The sequence below is a fragment of the Nocardioides marinquilinus genome (assembly GCF_039543705.1).
In the GTDB taxonomy this organism is placed as follows: domain Bacteria; phylum Actinomycetota; class Actinomycetes; order Propionibacteriales; family Nocardioidaceae; genus Nocardioides; species Nocardioides marinquilinus.
Genome location: NZ_BAABKG010000001.1, coordinates 694,766 through 710,418, shown reverse-complemented (window position 1 = coordinate 710,418; position 15,653 = coordinate 694,766). Strand labels below are relative to the sequence as shown.

General features: G+C 72.9%; 16 protein-coding genes. 7 read left to right on the top strand and 9 right to left on the bottom strand.

Translation table 11 applies throughout. The features are described 5' to 3' along the window. Nucleotides 1-72 precede the first annotated feature (72 nt). Nucleotides 73-558: a CarD family transcriptional regulator gene (locus tag ABEA04_RS03350; protein WP_340537176.1), complete on the bottom strand. Its 486-nt coding sequence runs from the start codon at nt 556-558 to the stop codon at nt 73-75. 292 nt (nt 559-850) lie between these two features. Here ABEA04_RS03350 and ABEA04_RS03345 point away from each other — a divergent pair, with 292 nt between their 5' ends. Genes ABEA04_RS03345 through ABEA04_RS03335 form a run of 3 tightly spaced genes read left to right on the top strand, consistent with a single transcriptional unit; the run spans nt 851 to nt 3,583 of the window. Beyond that, a complete protein-coding gene (locus ABEA04_RS03345; protein WP_345454501.1) occupies nt 851-2,173 on the top strand; it encodes a UbiA family prenyltransferase in 1,323 nt (440 codons plus the stop codon). A 28-nt stretch (nt 2,174-2,201) separates the two neighbouring features. Next, on the top strand, nt 2,202-2,837 hold the full coding sequence (locus ABEA04_RS03340; protein WP_345454499.1) for a hypothetical protein: 636 nt from the start codon (nt 2,202-2,204) through the stop codon (nt 2,835-2,837). Continuing rightward, complete coding sequence (locus ABEA04_RS03335; RefSeq protein ID WP_345454497.1) at nt 2,834-3,583, top strand: phosphoglyceromutase; 750 nt, start codon at nt 2,834-2,836, stop codon at nt 3,581-3,583. The genes ABEA04_RS03340 and ABEA04_RS03335 overlap by 4 nt, the downstream gene beginning before the upstream one ends. Nucleotides 3,584-4,503: 920 nt before the next feature. Here ABEA04_RS03335 and phoU read toward each other — a convergent pair. Further along, entirely contained in the window at nt 4,504-5,157 is a 654-nt protein-coding gene (gene phoU, locus ABEA04_RS03330) for a phosphate signaling complex protein PhoU (RefSeq protein WP_345454495.1), read from the bottom strand. 122 nt (nt 5,158-5,279) lie between these two features. Between phoU and ABEA04_RS03325 the strand changes: the two genes are divergently transcribed. Both ABEA04_RS03325 and ABEA04_RS03320 read left to right on the top strand, forming a co-directional pair. Further along, nucleotides 5,280-6,494 carry a sensor histidine kinase gene (locus ABEA04_RS03325; protein ID WP_345454493.1) on the top strand — a complete coding sequence of 405 codons (1,215 nt, stop codon included), beginning with the start codon at nt 5,280-5,282 and terminating at the stop codon, nt 6,492-6,494. Continuing rightward, a complete protein-coding gene (locus tag ABEA04_RS03320) occupies nt 6,491-7,168 on the top strand; it encodes a response regulator (RefSeq protein ID WP_345454491.1) in 678 nt (225 codons plus the stop codon). Before ABEA04_RS03325 ends, ABEA04_RS03320 begins: the two co-directional genes overlap by 4 nt. Before the next feature lie 34 nt (nt 7,169-7,202). On the opposite strand, the gene ABEA04_RS03315 is transcribed toward ABEA04_RS03320, so the two are convergent. After that, nucleotides 7,203-7,784: a TIGR03086 family metal-binding protein gene (locus ABEA04_RS03315; protein ID WP_345454489.1), complete on the bottom strand. Its 582-nt coding sequence runs from the start codon at nt 7,782-7,784 to the stop codon at nt 7,203-7,205. 81 nt (nt 7,785-7,865) lie between these two features. Between ABEA04_RS03315 and ABEA04_RS03310 the strand changes: the two genes are divergently transcribed. Then, on the top strand, nt 7,866-8,804 hold the full coding sequence (locus ABEA04_RS03310; RefSeq protein ID WP_345454487.1) for a DMT family transporter: 939 nt from the start codon (nt 7,866-7,868) through the stop codon (nt 8,802-8,804). A 28-nt stretch (nt 8,805-8,832) separates the two neighbouring features. Further along, entirely contained in the window at nt 8,833-9,183 is a 351-nt protein-coding gene (locus ABEA04_RS03305) for a DUF1304 domain-containing protein (RefSeq protein WP_345454486.1), read from the top strand. 37 nt (nt 9,184-9,220) lie between these two features. Here ABEA04_RS03305 and ABEA04_RS03300 read toward each other — a convergent pair whose 3' ends face one another. From ABEA04_RS03300 to ABEA04_RS03275, 6 genes are all read right to left on the bottom strand, one after another. Further along, nucleotides 9,221-9,949, bottom strand: a complete 729-nt coding sequence (locus tag ABEA04_RS03300; protein ID WP_345454484.1) for a FliA/WhiG family RNA polymerase sigma factor — start codon at nt 9,947-9,949, stop codon at nt 9,221-9,223. 95 nt (nt 9,950-10,044) lie between these two features. After that, a complete protein-coding gene (locus ABEA04_RS03295) occupies nt 10,045-10,536 on the bottom strand; it encodes a hypothetical protein (RefSeq protein ID WP_345454482.1) in 492 nt (163 codons plus the stop codon). Between the two features lie 115 nt (nt 10,537-10,651). Beyond that, nucleotides 10,652-11,056: a type IV pilin protein gene (locus tag ABEA04_RS03290; protein WP_345454481.1), complete on the bottom strand. Its 405-nt coding sequence runs from the start codon at nt 11,054-11,056 to the stop codon at nt 10,652-10,654. 239 nt (nt 11,057-11,295) lie between these two features. Next, nucleotides 11,296-13,119, bottom strand: coding sequence for a hypothetical protein (locus ABEA04_RS03285; RefSeq protein ID WP_345454479.1), 1,824 nt, complete (start codon nt 13,117-13,119; stop codon nt 11,296-11,298). Beyond that, nucleotides 13,116-13,829: a hypothetical protein gene (locus ABEA04_RS03280; protein ID WP_345454477.1), complete on the bottom strand. Its 714-nt coding sequence runs from the start codon at nt 13,827-13,829 to the stop codon at nt 13,116-13,118. Before ABEA04_RS03280 ends, ABEA04_RS03285 begins: the two co-directional genes overlap by 4 nt. Then, nucleotides 13,829-15,421, bottom strand: a complete 1,593-nt coding sequence (locus tag ABEA04_RS03275) for a prepilin-type N-terminal cleavage/methylation domain-containing protein (protein WP_345454475.1) — start codon at nt 15,419-15,421, stop codon at nt 13,829-13,831. The genes ABEA04_RS03280 and ABEA04_RS03275 overlap by 1 nt, the downstream gene beginning before the upstream one ends. Nucleotides 15,422-15,653: the final 232 nt, after the last annotated feature.

The window sequence follows — 15,653 nt, the reverse complement described above, 5'->3', positions numbered from 1 at the left end:
GACATGCGAACCGGCCCCGGAGGAGTCCGGGGCCGGTTCGGGTGGATCAGGTGGTGCGGGTGGAGCGCTGCCTCAGGAGGCGAGCACCTCGTCGAGGATGGTCTCGGCCTTGTCCTCGTTGGTGTGCTCGGCCAGCGCCAGCTCGGAGACGAGGATCTGGCGAGCCTTCGCCAGCATCCGCTTCTCGCCGGCCGACAGGCCACGGTCGCGCTCGCGGCGCCACAGGTCGCGGACGACCTCGGCCACCTTCATCACGTCACCGCTGTGCAGCTTCTCGAGGTTCGCCTTGTAGCGGCGCGACCAGTTGGTCGGCTCCTCGACGTGCTCGGCACGCAGGACGTCGAAGACCCGGTCGAGCCCCTCCTTGTCGACGACGTCGCGGACGCCGACCAGGTCGAGGTTGCATGCGGGGACGCGAACGACCAGGTCCTGCTGAGCGACGATCCGCAGCACGAGGTACTGCCGGTCCTCTCCCTTGATGGTGCGCATCTCGATGTCTTCGATGACCGCGGCCCCGTGATTGGGGTAGACGACCGTTTCGCCGACAGTGAAAGTCATATGTGGTTGGCCCCTTCCTAGGACCCCAAGAATACCACGGTTCTGGGGGGCCACCTTCATCGTTTCCGCAGGTCAGAGGCCTAGTGGGCCTCATTCGCGGTCTTGACAGACCGACACCTGTGTGCAGTGGGTCTCACCTCCGGGGCGTCTCCGGCACCCCCTCACGGGGGGTGGCACCGACCCCTTCATCCGCCGTCTGACCTGCGGATTTCGCGGCCCGGCCGGTGGTGGACGGCGTCTCGCCGCGCGCGTCCGCAGACGGCGCCGCCCCCGGTGGTCGATACTCCCTCCCATGGCGAAGTTGCCGCGCTGGCGGCGAGGCGAGCAGGCCTCCGCGGACCCGTCCGAGGCGACCACCACGGCGACCGACCGCACCGCGGACGCCGGCACCCCGGCCCCCGCGAGCGCGCCCGCCCCGGCCGACCCCGACGACCCCGCCGACACCGACGACGTCACCGCGCCGACGGTCGTCGACTTCGACGCGCGCTCGGCCGACACCGGCGCCGCGACCTCCGAGAAGGCCGCCCCGGCCGCGAGGAAGGCGGTCCCGCCCCGCGGCGTGAAGCCGCAGCCACGGCCGGAGCAGTCCGGGCCCGCGGTGTCCGGCGCGGCGGTCTCGGGCTCCGGGGCACGCACCACGGCGCCGGCACCCGAGCCGGTGCGGACGACGAAGACGGCCGAGCCGGCGACGACCACCGCGACCACGGCCACCACTGCGTCGGCGGCCTCGGCCGCCGCGAGGACCACACCCGCGAGGACGGAGCCCGCCGACGCGTCCACGCAACCGGCGAAGACCGCCGCCGCCAAGACGACAGCGCCGACGCCGACCACGAAGCCGACCACGAAGCCGGCCGCGACCGATGACGAGACGCCGGGGACGACGTCCCCGGCGGGCCGGCTGCGGCTCTCGATCCTCGACACCACCCCGGTCGCGCTGTTCATGGCCGCGCACCCCAAGCAGGCGTTCGTCACCGCCGTCGGGCTCGGCGTCGCGGCGCTGGCCTCGGGACGGCCGCTGCGCGAGGCGGCGGTCGTCGCCGCCACCGCCGCCGTCGGCCAGACCGTCCTCGGCTGGCACAACGACATCGTCGACCGCGAGCGCGACGCCCGGCACCAGACCCCGCGCAAGCCGATCGCCGAGGGACGCATCGACACCGGCACCGTCTGGTACGCGCTCGTGGTGGCGGTGCTGCTCGTCGTCCCGCTGTCGATCTCGACCGGCGTCACCGCCGGCACCTGCTACCTCGCCGCGCTCGTGGTCGGCATCCTCGGCAACGTCGTGCTGCGGCAGGGACCGCTGTCGTGGCTGCCGTGGGCGCTCTCGTTCGCGCTCTACCCGGCCTACCTGTCCTACGGCGGGTGGGGCGGCGGCGCCGAGGGCGACCCGCCGCAGGTGGCGGTGGTCGTCGCGGCGGCGCTGCTCGGCGTGGGCGTGCACGTCGTCCGCGCGATCTGGGGCCTCGTGGCCGACCAGGAGGACGGCTGGGGCTACCTCCCGCTGATGCTCGGACGACGTCTCGGCGCCAGCCGGCTGCTCATCCTCGCCGGCACCTACTGCGCCGCCGTCCTGGCCGTGCTGGTGATCCTCGGCCAGACCGTCGGCCTGCGGCAGTGAGCCGAGCGGCGCCGACTACGCTGTGACCATGCGTCGCCGACCACTCCGTCCGGCCCGACCGGTGCACCTCGCGGTGGGGCTGCTGCTCGCGGCGCCGCTGCTGGGCGCCTGCGGCTTCGACTACCAGACCGACCAGGTCAACGCCATCGCGCCCGGCACGAACGACCGCACCGGCCAGGTCGACGTCCTCGGGGCCGTGATCGTCGCGGCCGAGCCGAACCGGGGCGTCTTCGCCGCCACGCTGGTCAACAACTCCGTCAGCGACCCCGACGCGCTGGAGTCGTTCGACGCCACGACCGAGGTGCAGGCCAGCCCGCTCGACGCGCCCATCGACATCGACCGCTCCGGGGCGGTCAACCTGTTCGACACCGGTGGCATCCCGGCCAACGGCCAGTTCGAGCCCGGCGCGTTCGTCACCGTGCAGCTGACCTTCGAGAGCGGCCAGGTCTCGATCGTGAACGACGTCCCCGTCGTGCTGCCGTGCCGCCAGTACTCCCCCGAGGCCATCCCCGAGCTCGACCTCGCGGTCGCCGAGGACTCCGGCACCTCCGAGGAGGCCGAGGGCGAGGCCACCGGCCGCTACTCGTGCGACACCGCCACGCCGATCGACCCCCACGCCGAGGGCGGCGAGGGCACCGAGACCGGTCAGGAGCCCGTCGAATGAGCGAGAACGCCACCCTGGTCCTGCTCCGCCACGGCGAGAGCGACTGGAACGCCAAGAACCTCTTCACCGGCTGGGTCGACGTCGACCTCACCGAGAAGGGCCGCGCCGAGGCGCTCGCCGGCGGTCAGCAGCTGCGCGAGGCCGGACTGCTGCCCGACGTCGTCCACACCTCGCTGCTGCGCCGCGCCATCACCACCGCGCACCTCGCGCTCGACGCCGTCGACCGCCACTGGATCCCGGTGCGCCGGTCGTGGCGGCTCAACGAGCGCCACTACGGGGCGCTGCAGGGCAAGGACAAGAAGCAGACGCTCGCCGAGTTCGGCGAGGAGCAGTTCATGCTGTGGCGCCGCTCGTTCGACGTCCCGCCCCCGCCGATCGACGACGGTTCGGAGTTCTCGCAGGCCGGTCTGCCGCAGTACGCCGACCTCGGCGACGAGATGCCCCGCACCGAGTGCCTCAAGGACGTCATCGCCCGGCTGCTGCCCTACTGGAACAGCGACGTCGCCGCCGACCTGACGCCCGGCCGCACCGTGCTCGTCGCCGCCCACGGCAACAGCCTGCGCGCCATCGTCAAGCACCTCGACGGAATCAGCGACGACGACATCGCCGGCCTCAACATCCCCACCGGCATGCCCCTGGTCTACGAGCTGGACGCCGACCTCCGCCCCACCGGCGACGGCGGCCGCTACCTCGACCCCGCCGCCGCCGCGGCCGCCGCCGCCGCGGTCGCCAACCAGGGCCGCTGACCGACCCCGCGGCCGGCCAGACCGACCGCGAGCTCCTGAGCGGCGAGCGTCGTAAAGACCACCGGCCCTCCGCGCGAACGTTCGCCCACGACGTCCCTTCGACAAGCTCAGGGTCCGTGTGGTCGCGTTCGCGTTTGCACAGCCCCTCACGATGGTCGAGGTGCGAGGAGCCCTGGCGACGAGCCTCGAGACCACCGGCCCGTCGAGGCCAGCCCGCCCACGGACCCTGAGCCTGCCGAAGGGCGCGGACGCCGACCCCGGGGGTTGAGCAGCGAGCCCCAGCGAGCGTCGTCGAGACCACTGGCCCTTCACGCGAACGTTCGCGCACGACGTCCCCTCGACAAGCTCAGGGTCCGTAGGGTCGCGTTCGTGTTAAGCGTGCGGGGTCTCGACGACGGCCTCGCGCAGACGCTCGGCCTGCTCGACCACCGGAGCTGCCGGTGGTTGAGCAGCGAGCTCTAGCGAGCGTCGTCGAAACCACCGGCCCACCACGCAGACGTTCGCGGACGACGTCCCTTCGACAAGCTCAGGGTCCGTGGGGTCGCGTTCGCGTTTGCGCAGCCCCTGACGATGGTCGAGGTGCGAGGAGCCCTGGCGACGAGCCTCGAGACCACCGGCCCTCCACGCAGACGTGCGCGGACGACGTCCCTTCGACAAGCTCAGGGTCCGTGCACGTGCGTTGGCGTTGACCCTCCGGGGTCTCGACGACGGCCTCGCGTAGACGCTCGGCCTGCTCGACCACCGGAGGTGCCGGTGGTTGAGCAGCGAGCTCCAGCGGGCGTCGTCGAAGCCCTCGGCCCTCCACGCGAACGCTCGCGCACGACGTCCCCTCGACAACCTCAGGGTCCGTGCGGGCGCGTTCGCGTCGACGTCCCGAGGGTCTCGACGTGCGGGGCAGGTGCCCCGACCCGGCGTGGGGGTCAGCCGACGGCGGAGGGGTGCTCGCCGGTGACGACGAAGACGACGCGGTTGGCCACGGAGACGGCGTGGTCGGCGATGCGCTCGTAGTAGCGGCCGAGGAGGGCGATGTCGATGGCGGCCTCGACGCCGGCGGACCAGTCGTCGGCGAGCAGCTCGGCGAAGCTGGTGCGGCGCAGCTGGTCCATCTCCTCGTCGTCGCGGCCGAGGGCGATGGCGGCCTCGACGTCGCGGCTGGTGATGATGTCGGCGACGCGGCGCACCATGTCCTCCGCGACCAGGCCCATGCGGCTCATGGTCGGGCGGGCGGGCTCGGGGACGGCGATGGCCGGCACCCGCAGCCGGGCGATCTTGGCGACGTGCACCGAGAGGTCGCCCATCCGCTCGAGCTCGCTGACCATGCGGAGGGCGGCGACGACGGTGCGGAGGTCGCCGGCGACGGGCTGCTGCAGCGAGAGCAGCTCGAAGGCGGAGTCCTCGACGTGCTCACGGGCCCGGTCGATCTCGATGTCGGCGCTGATCACCTGCTCGGCGATCGCGGCGTCGCCGCTCATGAGCGCCTGGGTGGCGCGGGCGACGGCGGTCTCGACCTGACGGCAGATGCCGGCGAGGTCGATGAAGACCTGCCGCAGCTGGTCGTGGAACTGTTCACGCATGCGGCAGACCGTAGGTCGGTCGTGCGGACCGCTCGGTGGAGTTGGATGAACGCCGGATGAACAGAGGGAAGTCACACCCGGCGTGACCGGACGGACCCGCGCGTCGCCGTACGATTCGAGACGTGGAAGCGTCGACGCAGGCCTTCCTCGCCGCGCTCCTGGGTGCCGTCGTGGCGGGGGCCGCGGTGCTCGCCTGGGCGGTGAGCGAGCGGCAGCGCCGGGTCGAGCCCGAGGTGTCCGAGCCCGCGGTGCCGGCGCCGGTGGCCGCCGTCCTGGCGGTCCTGCGCAGCAGCACCGTGATCGTCGACGACTCCGACGTGGTCATCAAGGCCTCCGCGCCGGCCTACGCGATGGGCCTGGTGCGCGGCACCTCGCTGGTGACCCCCGAGCTCGCCTCGCTGGTCTGCGAGGTGCGCCGCGACGGGCAGATCCGCGAGACCGAGCTGGTGATGCCGCGCGACCGGGCGCCCGCGCGCCACGTGACCGTGCGCGTCGCCCCGCTCGGCGCGCGGATGGTGCTGGCGCTGGTCGAGGACCGCACCCGCGAGCGCCGCGTCGAGGCCGTGCGACGCGATTTCGTCGCCAACGTCAGCCACGAGCTGAAGACGCCGGTGGGCGCCATCCGGCTGCTGGCGGACGCCGTCCACGACGCCGCCGACGACCCCGAGGCCGTCAAGCGGTTCTCCGACCGCATGGTGCTCGAGAGCGAGCGGCTCACGGTGCTGGTGCAGCAGGTCATCGAGCTGTCGCGGCTTCAGGGCGACGAGCCGCTCGAGTCGCCGCTGCCGCTGTCGGTGGACGACGTCATCGGGCTGGCCGCCGACACCAGCGCGATCGACGCCGCCGCCCGCGGCATCAGCATCGTCACCGGCGGCGAACGGGGCCTGAAGGCGATGGGCAACGAGGAGCAGGTGGTGATGGCGGTGGCCAACCTGGTCGCGAACGCCGTCGCCTACTCCGAGCCCGACTCGACGGTGCTGGTGAGCACCAAGCCGGTCGACGGCTCGTCGGGCGCGTTCGTCGAGATCAGCGTCGTCGACCAGGGCGTCGGCATCCCCTCGGTCGAGATCGAGCGGATCTTCGAGCGCTTCTACCGCGTCGACCCGGCCCGGCACCGCTCCACCGGCGGCACGGGCCTCGGCCTGTCGATCGTCAAGCACGTCGCGGCCACGCACGGCGGCGACGTCCGGGTGTGGTCGGTCGAGGGGCAGGGCTCGACGTTCACGCTCTCGCTCCCCCGCGCCGACCCGCGGCCGGAGCCCCCGAACCACGACAGCACAGACACGGACGGGACGCCGACGGCGCCCGCCGCAGACCAGGAGGAAGCAGACCGGTGACCCGGGTACTCGTCGTCGAGGACGAGGAGAGCTACAGCGACGCGCTCTCCTACATGCTGCGCAAGGAGGGCTTCGAGGTCGCGATCGCCGCCGACGGCCACGCGGCGCTGGCCGAGTTCGACCGGGGCGGCGCCGACATCGTGCTGCTCGACCTGATGCTGCCCGGCATCCCCGGCACGGAGGTGTGCCGCACGATCCGGCAGACCTCCAACGTGCCGGTGATCATGGTCAGCGCGAAGGACGACGAGGTCGACAAGGTGGTCGGGCTCGAGCTGGGCGCCGACGACTACGTCACCAAGCCGTACTCGCCGCGCGAGCTGGTCGCCCGCATCCGGGCGGTGCTGCGCCGCGGCCAGGACCCCGACCTGATGCCCGACACCCTCGAGGCCGGCCCGGTGCGGATGGACGTCGAGCGCCACGTGGTCACCGTCGACGGCCACGAGCAGCGGCTGCCGCTCAAGGAGTTCGAGCTGCTCGAGATGTTCCTGCGCAACCCCGGCCGGGTGCTGACCCGCGGGCAGCTCATCGATCGCGTGTGGGGCTCGGACTACGTCGGCGACACCAAGACGCTCGACGTCCACGTCAAGCGCCTGCGCGCCAAGCTCGAGCCCGACCCGGGCGAGCCGAAGTACCTCGTCACCGTGCGCGGCCTGGGCTACAAGCTCGACCTCTGAGTCCCGGACGCCGTCCGACGCAGGGGGCTGGCCGTCACGCGGGCGGCGGCGTCCAGGCGGGGTCGCGGCCGAACCGGGCGACGACCCGGTCGAGCGCCGGGGCACCGGGGGTGACCTCGTGCGACGTCCCGAGGGCGGTGGTGCCTGGTCGGGCGGCCTCCAGGCCGGCCCGGAGCCGGTCGGCGGACTCGACCAGCGGCGACAGCGCGGCGTCGTCACCGAGGTGCGGACTCCGGCCGAGCGCGCGGGCGAGGTCCCAGCCGTGGACGACGGCCTCGAGGGTGCGCACCTCGACCGCGACGGACGGCGGGCGCGGGCCGAGCGGGAGGGGCACCGACCGCTCGGGCGGGGCGGCGTCGGCGGCCGCGCGCAGCCCGTGCGCGGCCTCGGCGTACGCGCTCGGCAGGTCGGCCGGGGCGATCCGTTGCACCTCGGCGTCGATCGCAGCGAGGTCGTAGGCGGAGCCCCGCAGGGCGGTCGTGAACGCGCGCTCCCCCGTGACCAGGTGGCGGGCCAGCGTGGCGACGTCCCAGCCCTCGCACGGCGTCGGCGCGTCCCACCGGGCCTCGGCCAGCAGTCGGACGACGCCGTCCTGGGCGGTCTCGAGCACGCTCACCCGGCGATGATGTCAGGATCGCGTGCCCAGACGTCCGAAACCCGCGTGGCGGGTGGTCATGGTCGACCGTAGCGTTGGGTCGTGACCACCACGGACGACGACACCGGCGCCACCACGCCCGAGACCCCCGCCTGGCTGCCGCCGGCCGCCGTCGGGGTGACGCTGGTGCTGTGGGCCTCGGCGTTCGTGGCCATCCGGCACCTGGCCGACGACTTCTCGGCCGGCCCGATGGCGCTCGGGCGGCTGGCGATCGGGGCGGTCGCGCTCGGCCTGCTCGCCGCGCCCCGGCGCATGCCGCGGCCGCAGGGCCGGCAGTGGGTCTCGATCGTGGTGATCGGGGTGCTCTGGTACGCCGTCTACATGGTGGCGCTCAACGAGGGCGAGACCCGCGTCGACGCCGGCACCGCGGCGCTGCTGATCCAGGTCTCCCCCGTGCTGGTCGCGGTGCTCGCGGCGGTCTTCCTGGCCGAGCCCTTCACCCGGCAGCTGGCCGCCGGGCTCGCCCTGGCCTTCGGCGGGGTCGCGGTGATCGCGCTCGGCTCGGGTGACGACGGCGGGCACTCCGACGTGCTCGGCGTCGTGCTCTGCCTGGTCGCGGCCGCGGCGTACGCCGTCAGCCTCGTGGTGCAGAAGCCGCTCGTCGCGCGGGTGCCCGCGCTGCAGGTGACCTGGCTGGCCTGCTCGGTCGGCGCGGTGGCCTGTCTGCCGTTCGCGCCGCGGCTGGTCGCCGAGCTGGGCGACGCGCCGACGTCGTCGGTGCTGTGGCTCGTCTACCTCGGCATCTTCCCGACGGCCATCGCCTTCAGCACCTTCGCCTTCGCGCTGCGCCACATGAGCGCCTCCAACCTCGGCGTCACGACCTACGTCGTCCCGGTCATCACCATCGCGCTGAGCCTGCTGTTCCTGGGCGAGGTGCCGCCGCCGCTGGCCTACGCGGGCGGCGCGCTCGCGCTGGTCGGCGTGGCCGTCGCGCGGCGCAGCAGCCGCCCGGCGCGCCGACAGGTGCGGCAGCCCGCCTGAGCCGCCGAGGCGTGCCAGGCTGCGGCCCGTGGACGTCGTCGCCGCGGTCATCGTCGGGCTCGTCGCCGTCCTGCACGTCTACATCCTGGTGCTCGAGATGTTCCTGTGGACGGCGCCCGCCGGGCGCCGGGCGTTCGGGCTCGCGCCCGACTTCGCCGAGGCGACGAAGGTGCTGGGCGCCAACCAGGGCCTCTACAACGGCTTCCTGGCCGCCGGCCTGTTCTGGGGCCTGGTCTCGGGCCGTGACGACGTGCGGCTGTTCTTCCTCGGCTGCGTCGCCGTGGCCGGTGTCTTCGGCGCGGTGACGTCGTCGCCGCGGATCCTGCTCGTGCAGACGGTGCCGGCCGGTCTCGGCATCGTGGCCGTGCTGCTGTCCTGAGGCCCTTCGACAGGCTCAGGGTCCGTGGGCCCGAGCGTCAGGCGCTGAGGGCCTCGGCCAGGGTCGTGCGCAGGGCGGTGGTGGCGCGGCTGCGCAGCTGGCTCACGCGGGACTCGGTCACCGAGAGCACCTGGCCGATCTCGCCGAGGGTGAGCCCCTCGAAGAAGTACAGCGCGATGACGACCTGGTCGCGCTCCGGCAGCTGGCGCAGGGCGGACAGCAGCACCTCGCGGGTCGACTCGTCCTCGAGCGCGGCGTCGACGGCGGGGGCGAGGTCGTCGAGGGAGGCGAGCTCCTCGTCCTCCGCGTGCGAGAACGACGTCGGCCGGTCGGCCAGCTCGCGCAGCTCGCGCAGCGAGATCTCGGCCTCGGCGCAGATCTCCTCGTCGGTGGGCTGCCGGCCCAGCCGGTTCTGCAGCGCGTCGCGGGCGCGGTCGACGTCGCGCAGCCGCGAGCGCACCGAGCGCGGCACCCAGTCGGAGGCGCGGATGCTGTCGATGATCGCGCCGCGGATGCGGGGCACCGCGTAGGTCTGGAACTGCAGCCCGCGCGACGGCTCGAACTTCTCGATGGCGTCCATGAGGCCGATGACGCCCTCGGAGACCAGGTCGGCAGACTCGACGCTCTGCGGCAGCCCGCTGCGAACGCGACCGGAGACGTACTTGACGAGCGGCGAGTACTGCAGCACCAGCTGGTTGCGCAGCTCGGGCGACCCCGTGGCCTTGTACTCGCGCCACAGGTCGTCGACCGACTCGGCGATGGTCACCTCCGCAGCGTAGTGGCTGGGATGGCGTCCTCGCTGGTTTGCGCCGGTTTGCGCCGCGTTGCCGCGGGCTGCGGCCCGAGGGGCCGCGGCCGGGGTCAGTCGTCGAGGAAGCCGAGGTCGACCACGAGGCGGCTCGCGGGCACCCGCGTCGGCGGGGGCGGCGGGGCCGGTGCGGCCGGCACGAGCGGCTCGACCTCCACCAGCGGCGCGACCTCGACGAGCGGCGCGACCTCGAGCAGCGGGACGACGTCCGGCAGCGGGGTCGGCTCGACGAGCGGCGGAACCTCGGCCAGCCGCAGCGCCGGCACCGGCGGGTCGAGCACCGGCTCGGCGTAGCGCGGGACGTCGGAGACCGGCTCGACGACGACCGGCACCGGCGCGCCGGTGGTGATGCCGAGCATCACCCGGGTCAGGGCGGCCAGGTCGGCGACCAGGCCGGCGGCGAGGTCGACGGTCTCGCGGCCACCGAGGTCGAGGGCGGGGACGGCGGCGACGTCGTCGTGCGGGAGGTGGGGCAGCAGGCGGGGCGGGGCCGTGGCGGCGGCCTCACGGGAGGCGGCGTGGGCGTGCCAGTCGTGGACCGACATGGCGTCTCCTTCGAGCGTGTGGGGGGGGGTGGGGGGCCGAGAAAGGCCGAACGGCGGCGCGTCGCTCTCGGGTGCGACGCGCCGCCGTGGGCCGTGGGGGGAGATCAGGGGTGGGTCAGCAGGCGCCGTCCGCGAGACCACCGTCGAGCGAGTCGTACTTGAAGGAGTTGCCCGACTCGCCGACACCGGTGAGGCAGAAGCCGCCGGCGCCGCTGGCCGTGCCCACGGTGATGGTGTTGCCGGTGGAGGTCTTGAAGCCGTCCATGGCCTCGAGGCCGGTCTGGTTCGGGTAGGCCTGGTTGTCGACGTAGTAGGTCTCCATCAGCGTGGCCGCGTTCTTCAGGTCGGACTTCACGCCGGCCTCCTGGGCCTTCTCGCGCTGGTTGAGGAACAGCGGGATGGCGATGGCGGCCAGGATGCCGATGATCACGACGACCACGAGGAGCTCGACGAGGGTGAAGCCCTTGTCCTTCTCGACCTCGACGGTCTCGATGTCGGTGGTGGTGGTGGGGTTGCGCATGGGGGGTCTCCTGGATGGGGGGCCGGCGGATCGGGGAGGCGCCGGAGCGGGTGAGGTAGTGACATCTCAGGTATCGGCGGCCCGGGGGGCGGCTTGAGCCCCGGAACCGAAAACTTCTGACAATTTTCCGCTCGACCGGCCTCTGACCTGCACGAACGCGCGCCCGGACGTCGCGGGCGACGTCCGGGCGCGTGGCTCGGGGCAGTGACGGGGCGGTGACGGAGCGGCAGCGGGAGGGCTCAGCGGTACTTCGGCACGACCTCGCCGAAGGTCTTCTGGCCCCATCCGGAGCGCACGGGGTCGAGGAAGTACGGCGGAGGCGCGTAGCGCAGCCTCGTGTCGTAGATGTAGTTCTTCAGGTAGCCGGTGACCGAGCTGCCGCCGCTGGTGGTGCCGACCGGCCCGCGGAAGCGTTGCGCGATGGTGCCGAAGACGCGCAGCGTGCCGAGCTTGGCGCCCTTGTAGTAGGTCTGCACCCCGAAGCTGTGCTGCAGCGTGAGGATGGCGGCGTTGAGGTTGACGTTCTGCAGCGTGCCGGTGAGGTTGGCCCACTGCGTGCACTCGCCGTTCTCCTTCCGGGTGCACTTCACCGGGTGGTAGATCTTCACCGAGTTCTTGGCGATCAGCCCGAGCGCGTCGGTGCCGTTCTCGCCGCTGGAGTAGACGGTGTCGCCGGTGACGATCACGTTGTTGTCGGTGGCGATCGTGACGCGGCCCCGCAGGGTGCCCTGCACGAACGCCGTCCCGTAGCGGCAGTCGGTCTCGCGCAGGTTCAGGTTCACGTCGTAGTCGGGGTAGGTGCCGCTGGTGCCGGCGCGGGGGATGCCGTCGCCGATGCCACCCTCGGTCTTGCACCAGCCGGCGGTGTAGTCCTTGTTGGTGGCCGGGTCCTTGCGGCCGGCGGGGATGTCCTGCACCAGGATCAGCTTCTCGTTCGGGACGTCGACCACCTGGCCGGCGCTGTGCCCGAGCCGACCGCTCGCCGTCCCCGCGGTGCCGCAGCCCGGGTTGAGGTCGGCGGCGGTGGTGGCCTTGCTCCAGACCTGCATCTTCGGGGTCGCCCCGGCCGACGGCGGCAGGAACTTGATGCGCGTGGGTCCGGTGTAGAGGCAGCCGAGCCGGCTCGCCTCGACACGGCCGGGCGTGACGTACTGCCGCAGGTCGCCGATGGTGGTGGGCAGCTCGACCTCGGCGCGGTAGCTGATGCCGCGCTCGAAGATCGGGCTGGCGCTGCTGGTTCGCACGTAGCAGGAGGTGACCGGCGGCGCGACGCCGCCGACCGCGCGGCACGAGGGCAGCGAGGTCGACGTCGTCCCCTTGAAGCGTGGGCTGCCGAGCATGAGGATCGCGTCGTTGCTGTGCAGCGGGCCGTTGATGACGTCGCCGCTGACGAAGTTGATGTCGGAGCAGCCGGAGTTGCGGCGCTGGCTGGCCGGCAGCGACGGCCAGTCGTAGCGGGTGCAGACCTCCTGCGCCGTGGCGTTGTCGAGGCCGTAGACGTTCTCGTCGGCGGGATCGATGGTCTCGTAGACGGTGTAGTAGAGGAACTCGCCGAACCCGCCCCGACGCAGGCGCACCGCCACGGTGCGGGTGATCTCGCCGACGCGGCCGGTCGAGGTCAGCGCGATCGTGCCGTTGGTGTAGGTCGTGGCGATGTCGACGTCGTAGTGGAACTGCGCGCGGGCCGAGCCCGGCACGGGCAGCCAGCCGACCTTGGTCGTGGAGTTCCAGCTGCAGGCGTTGGACGTCGTCATCGGACGCCGCATGGCCTGGTTGGTGCAGTCGGTGGTCTGCCAGTACATGTCGTCGCGGTTGAGCCGGGCGAGGTAGTCGGCGACGCCGGCCTCGGCGGCCGAGAGCGCCTGGTTCCAGTCCTGCTGGCGGTCGGCGAAGCTCATGGTGCGCACCGTCGAGTTGAGGGCGACGCTGGCGAAGACGGCCAGGATCGTCATCGTGGCCAGGACGACGAGCACCGCCGAGCCGCGGTCGCGGGGCTCGGCGGCGGCGCCGTCCGCGGGGCGGGCGGGGACGGCGTCCGGGCGGGGCGGGCGGTGGCGGGTCATGCCTGGTCCGTGAGCACGTTGATCTCCACGTTGGGCAGCCGCACGCGGGTGACCGCGGTGCGTGGGGGGTAGTCGCGGTTGCCGGGCTTGTGCTGGACGGTGACGACGAGGTCGACGCTCGAGATGCGGGGCAGGTTGGCGGCCGTGACGGTCGCGCCCGGCATCAGCGAGCCCTCGTAGTCGTAGAAGCTGAAGACGCCGGGCGAGGGCCACAGCAGGCCGCGGGCGAGGACGCGGTTCTGCGCCGGGCAGGTCAGGCAGAACGTGTAGCTGTCGCCCGACTTGATCGGCTGCCGGGTGCGCTGCCACAGCACGGCGGTGCCGCGGTGCTTGGGGTCCTCGGCGACCTCGAGCGTGACCCGGCTCGGGCCGACGGTGGTGTCGCCGATGTTGGCGTAGAAGGTCACCTGGGTGCTGGTGGCGGTGACGATCGCGGTGTCGTCGCAGCCGATGCACGACTTGTCCTCGAGCTGCTCGGGCAGCACCGCCGTCCGCAGCACCTTGCCGGCGGCGGCGATCGCCAGCTCGCCGTCGGTGGTGTTGTCGAGGCGCTCCTGCACCCCGCTGGTGGTCTTGAGGGTGAGGATGGCGATGGTCATCACCATCGTGCCGACCAGGCCGGCCAGCACCATGGCGACCATCACCTCGGCCAGGCCCATGCCGGCGTCGCGCGGCGTCCCGTCGGCCTCGTCTCGGGTGGGCGGGCGCATCAGAACGTCACCGTCGGCGGGGTCGGCAGGGGTGCGGTGGCCTCGGGGTCGTCGGGGGCCAGCGTGACGTCGCGGGTGGTGCTCGAGCCCGAGCGGGTCAGGCGCCACAGCCCGGTCGGCAGGCTCGCCGCGAGGACGCCGCTGGCCGGCACCTGACCGACGATGACCGTCGCGCCGGCCGGGCACGAGCTGTCGACGGCCTGCTTGGCGGTGATCGTGGTGCCGACCGGCGCCCGCACCGTCAGCGGCGCGAGTCGCACCGTCGTCGTGGCCGTCTGGCCGGGCTCGACCGCCACCGGCGGGTCGCCGAGGTCCTTGGGGTCGTTGCCCAGGCAGTTGCCCGCCCAGAGCGTGTAGCCGCTCGGGTAGGGCCAGAGGCTCGTCAGCGATCGGGCGTTGCCCGTGCCGGGGTAGGCCTTCACGCCCGACGGCTTCAGGGCGCTGTTGCCCAGCGACACCGGGATCTGCTGGTTGGCGGGCGGCAGCCCGAAGCCCTCGCGCGTGGTGAAGGTGACGTCGACGGTGGCGCTCTGCGCGTACTCGGCGATGCCCCGCCACAGCTGCCCCGACTGCACCTGCACCGTGGTCTTGCCCGCCGGGTCGCCCGCGGGCGTCACGTAGCCGGCGCGGTTCAGCTCGTAGGTGTAGGTGCCGGCGTTGAGGAACGGGAACAGCACGCACCCGTCGGACGACGTCCGCCCGCTCGCGGCGACCGCGTTCGTGTTGGTGCGCACCACCACCGGCACCCCGCCGAGCGGCTCGCCGAGCTGGTCGATGACCTTGAGGCCGAGGTGGCCGGTGAAGGCGGAGTAGGTGCCCTTGGCCGGCGTCATGGTGGTGTCCATCTGCACCGGCGGACGGTCGCCCATCTTCGGCCAGGTGACGCGCACCCGCACCCGCAGGTAGGCCAGCTCGACGTTCGACCCCTCGTCGCACGTGGACGCCGCCCGGGTGTCGACCTGCGCCCACTCCGCGGTGCGGGTGACGGTGAAGGCGATCCCGTCGACCACCAGCGGGTCACCCACCCGCCCGCCGGGCAGCGGGCTGGGGTTCTCGGCGGTGTTCAGCAGCACCCGGTCGGGCCCTCGGGTCGGGCCGAAGAAGGTGTCGCGCACGATCTCCAGCTCGCGCGTCGCGAGGTTGTTCGCCACCACCCGCGCCGCGTCGTACCGCGTCAGCCGCTGTGCGTTCATGACCATGTTGAGCACGGCCGTCGACATGATCGCGAAGAGCACCAGCGCCACCATGACCTCGACGAGCGTCATCCCGGCGTCGCGAGACGCGGGCGCAGCAGGTCGAGGGGTCACGCTCGGGTCATCGGCCTCCGGGCCCGCCCGCTTGAGACCCGACCTCTGCGCCCAGTCCCCGGACGGGTCCCGAGCCCGTCCGGGCCGAGCGCGGACGAGACCACCCCGCAGCGGACCAGGGTCGGCCCGCGTCGCGGTGCGCCGTCCCGGCAGGTCGCGGTGGCGGCGCTGGGCAGGAGGGCGGGTCGTGCCCGTTCGCGGCGCGCGACCTGGTGAGTGACGAGCACGGCGGGCGCAGCGAGGAACGAGCGAGCCCTCCGCGCGCAGGAGCGAACCGGGTCGCATGAAGGCGCCGCGAACACGCGCCGAAGCGAGGAACGAGCGGAGGCGCCAAACAACACAGGGGCTGGTCATCCCGCCCGCCGCGGCCGTTGACCGGCAGAGCCCAACGACCAAGCTCAGGGTCCGTGTGGGGACGTTCGCATCGACCGCGCGAGGTCTCGAGGCTCGTCGCCAGGGCTCCTCGCACCTCGACCAGCGTCCGGTCGGGCCGACCACAGACCCGTTCGCGGCGCGC

What these genes read in the sequence shown, in the direction of transcription:
- ABEA04_RS03350 (WP_340537176.1), bottom strand. Translation starts at nt 558, where the DNA reads ATGACTTTCACTGTCGGCGAAACGGTCGTCTACCCCAATCACGGGGCC.
- ABEA04_RS03345 (WP_345454501.1), top strand. Translation starts at nt 851, where the DNA reads ATGGCGAAGTTGCCGCGCTGGCGGCGAGGCGAGCAGGCCTCCGCGGAC.
- ABEA04_RS03340 (WP_345454499.1), top strand. Translation starts at nt 2,202, where the DNA reads ATGCGTCGCCGACCACTCCGTCCGGCCCGACCGGTGCACCTCGCGGTG.
- ABEA04_RS03335 (WP_345454497.1), top strand. Translation starts at nt 2,834, where the DNA reads ATGAGCGAGAACGCCACCCTGGTCCTGCTCCGCCACGGCGAGAGCGAC.
- phoU (WP_345454495.1), bottom strand. Translation starts at nt 5,157, where the DNA reads ATGCGTGAACAGTTCCACGACCAGCTGCGGCAGGTCTTCATCGACCTC.
- ABEA04_RS03295 (WP_345454482.1), bottom strand. Translation starts at nt 10,536, where the DNA reads ATGTCGGTCCACGACTGGCACGCCCACGCCGCCTCCCGTGAGGCCGCC.
- ABEA04_RS03290 (WP_345454481.1), bottom strand. Translation starts at nt 11,056, where the DNA reads ATGCGCAACCCCACCACCACCACCGACATCGAGACCGTCGAGGTCGAG.
- ABEA04_RS03285 (WP_345454479.1), bottom strand. Translation starts at nt 13,119, where the DNA reads ATGACCCGCCACCGCCCGCCCCGCCCGGACGCCGTCCCCGCCCGCCCC.
- ABEA04_RS03280 (WP_345454477.1), bottom strand. Translation starts at nt 13,829, where the DNA reads ATGCGCCCGCCCACCCGAGACGAGGCCGACGGGACGCCGCGCGACGCC.
- ABEA04_RS03275 (WP_345454475.1), bottom strand. Translation starts at nt 15,421, where the DNA reads ATGCGACCCGGTTCGCTCCTGCGCGCGGAGGGCTCGCTCGTTCCTCGC.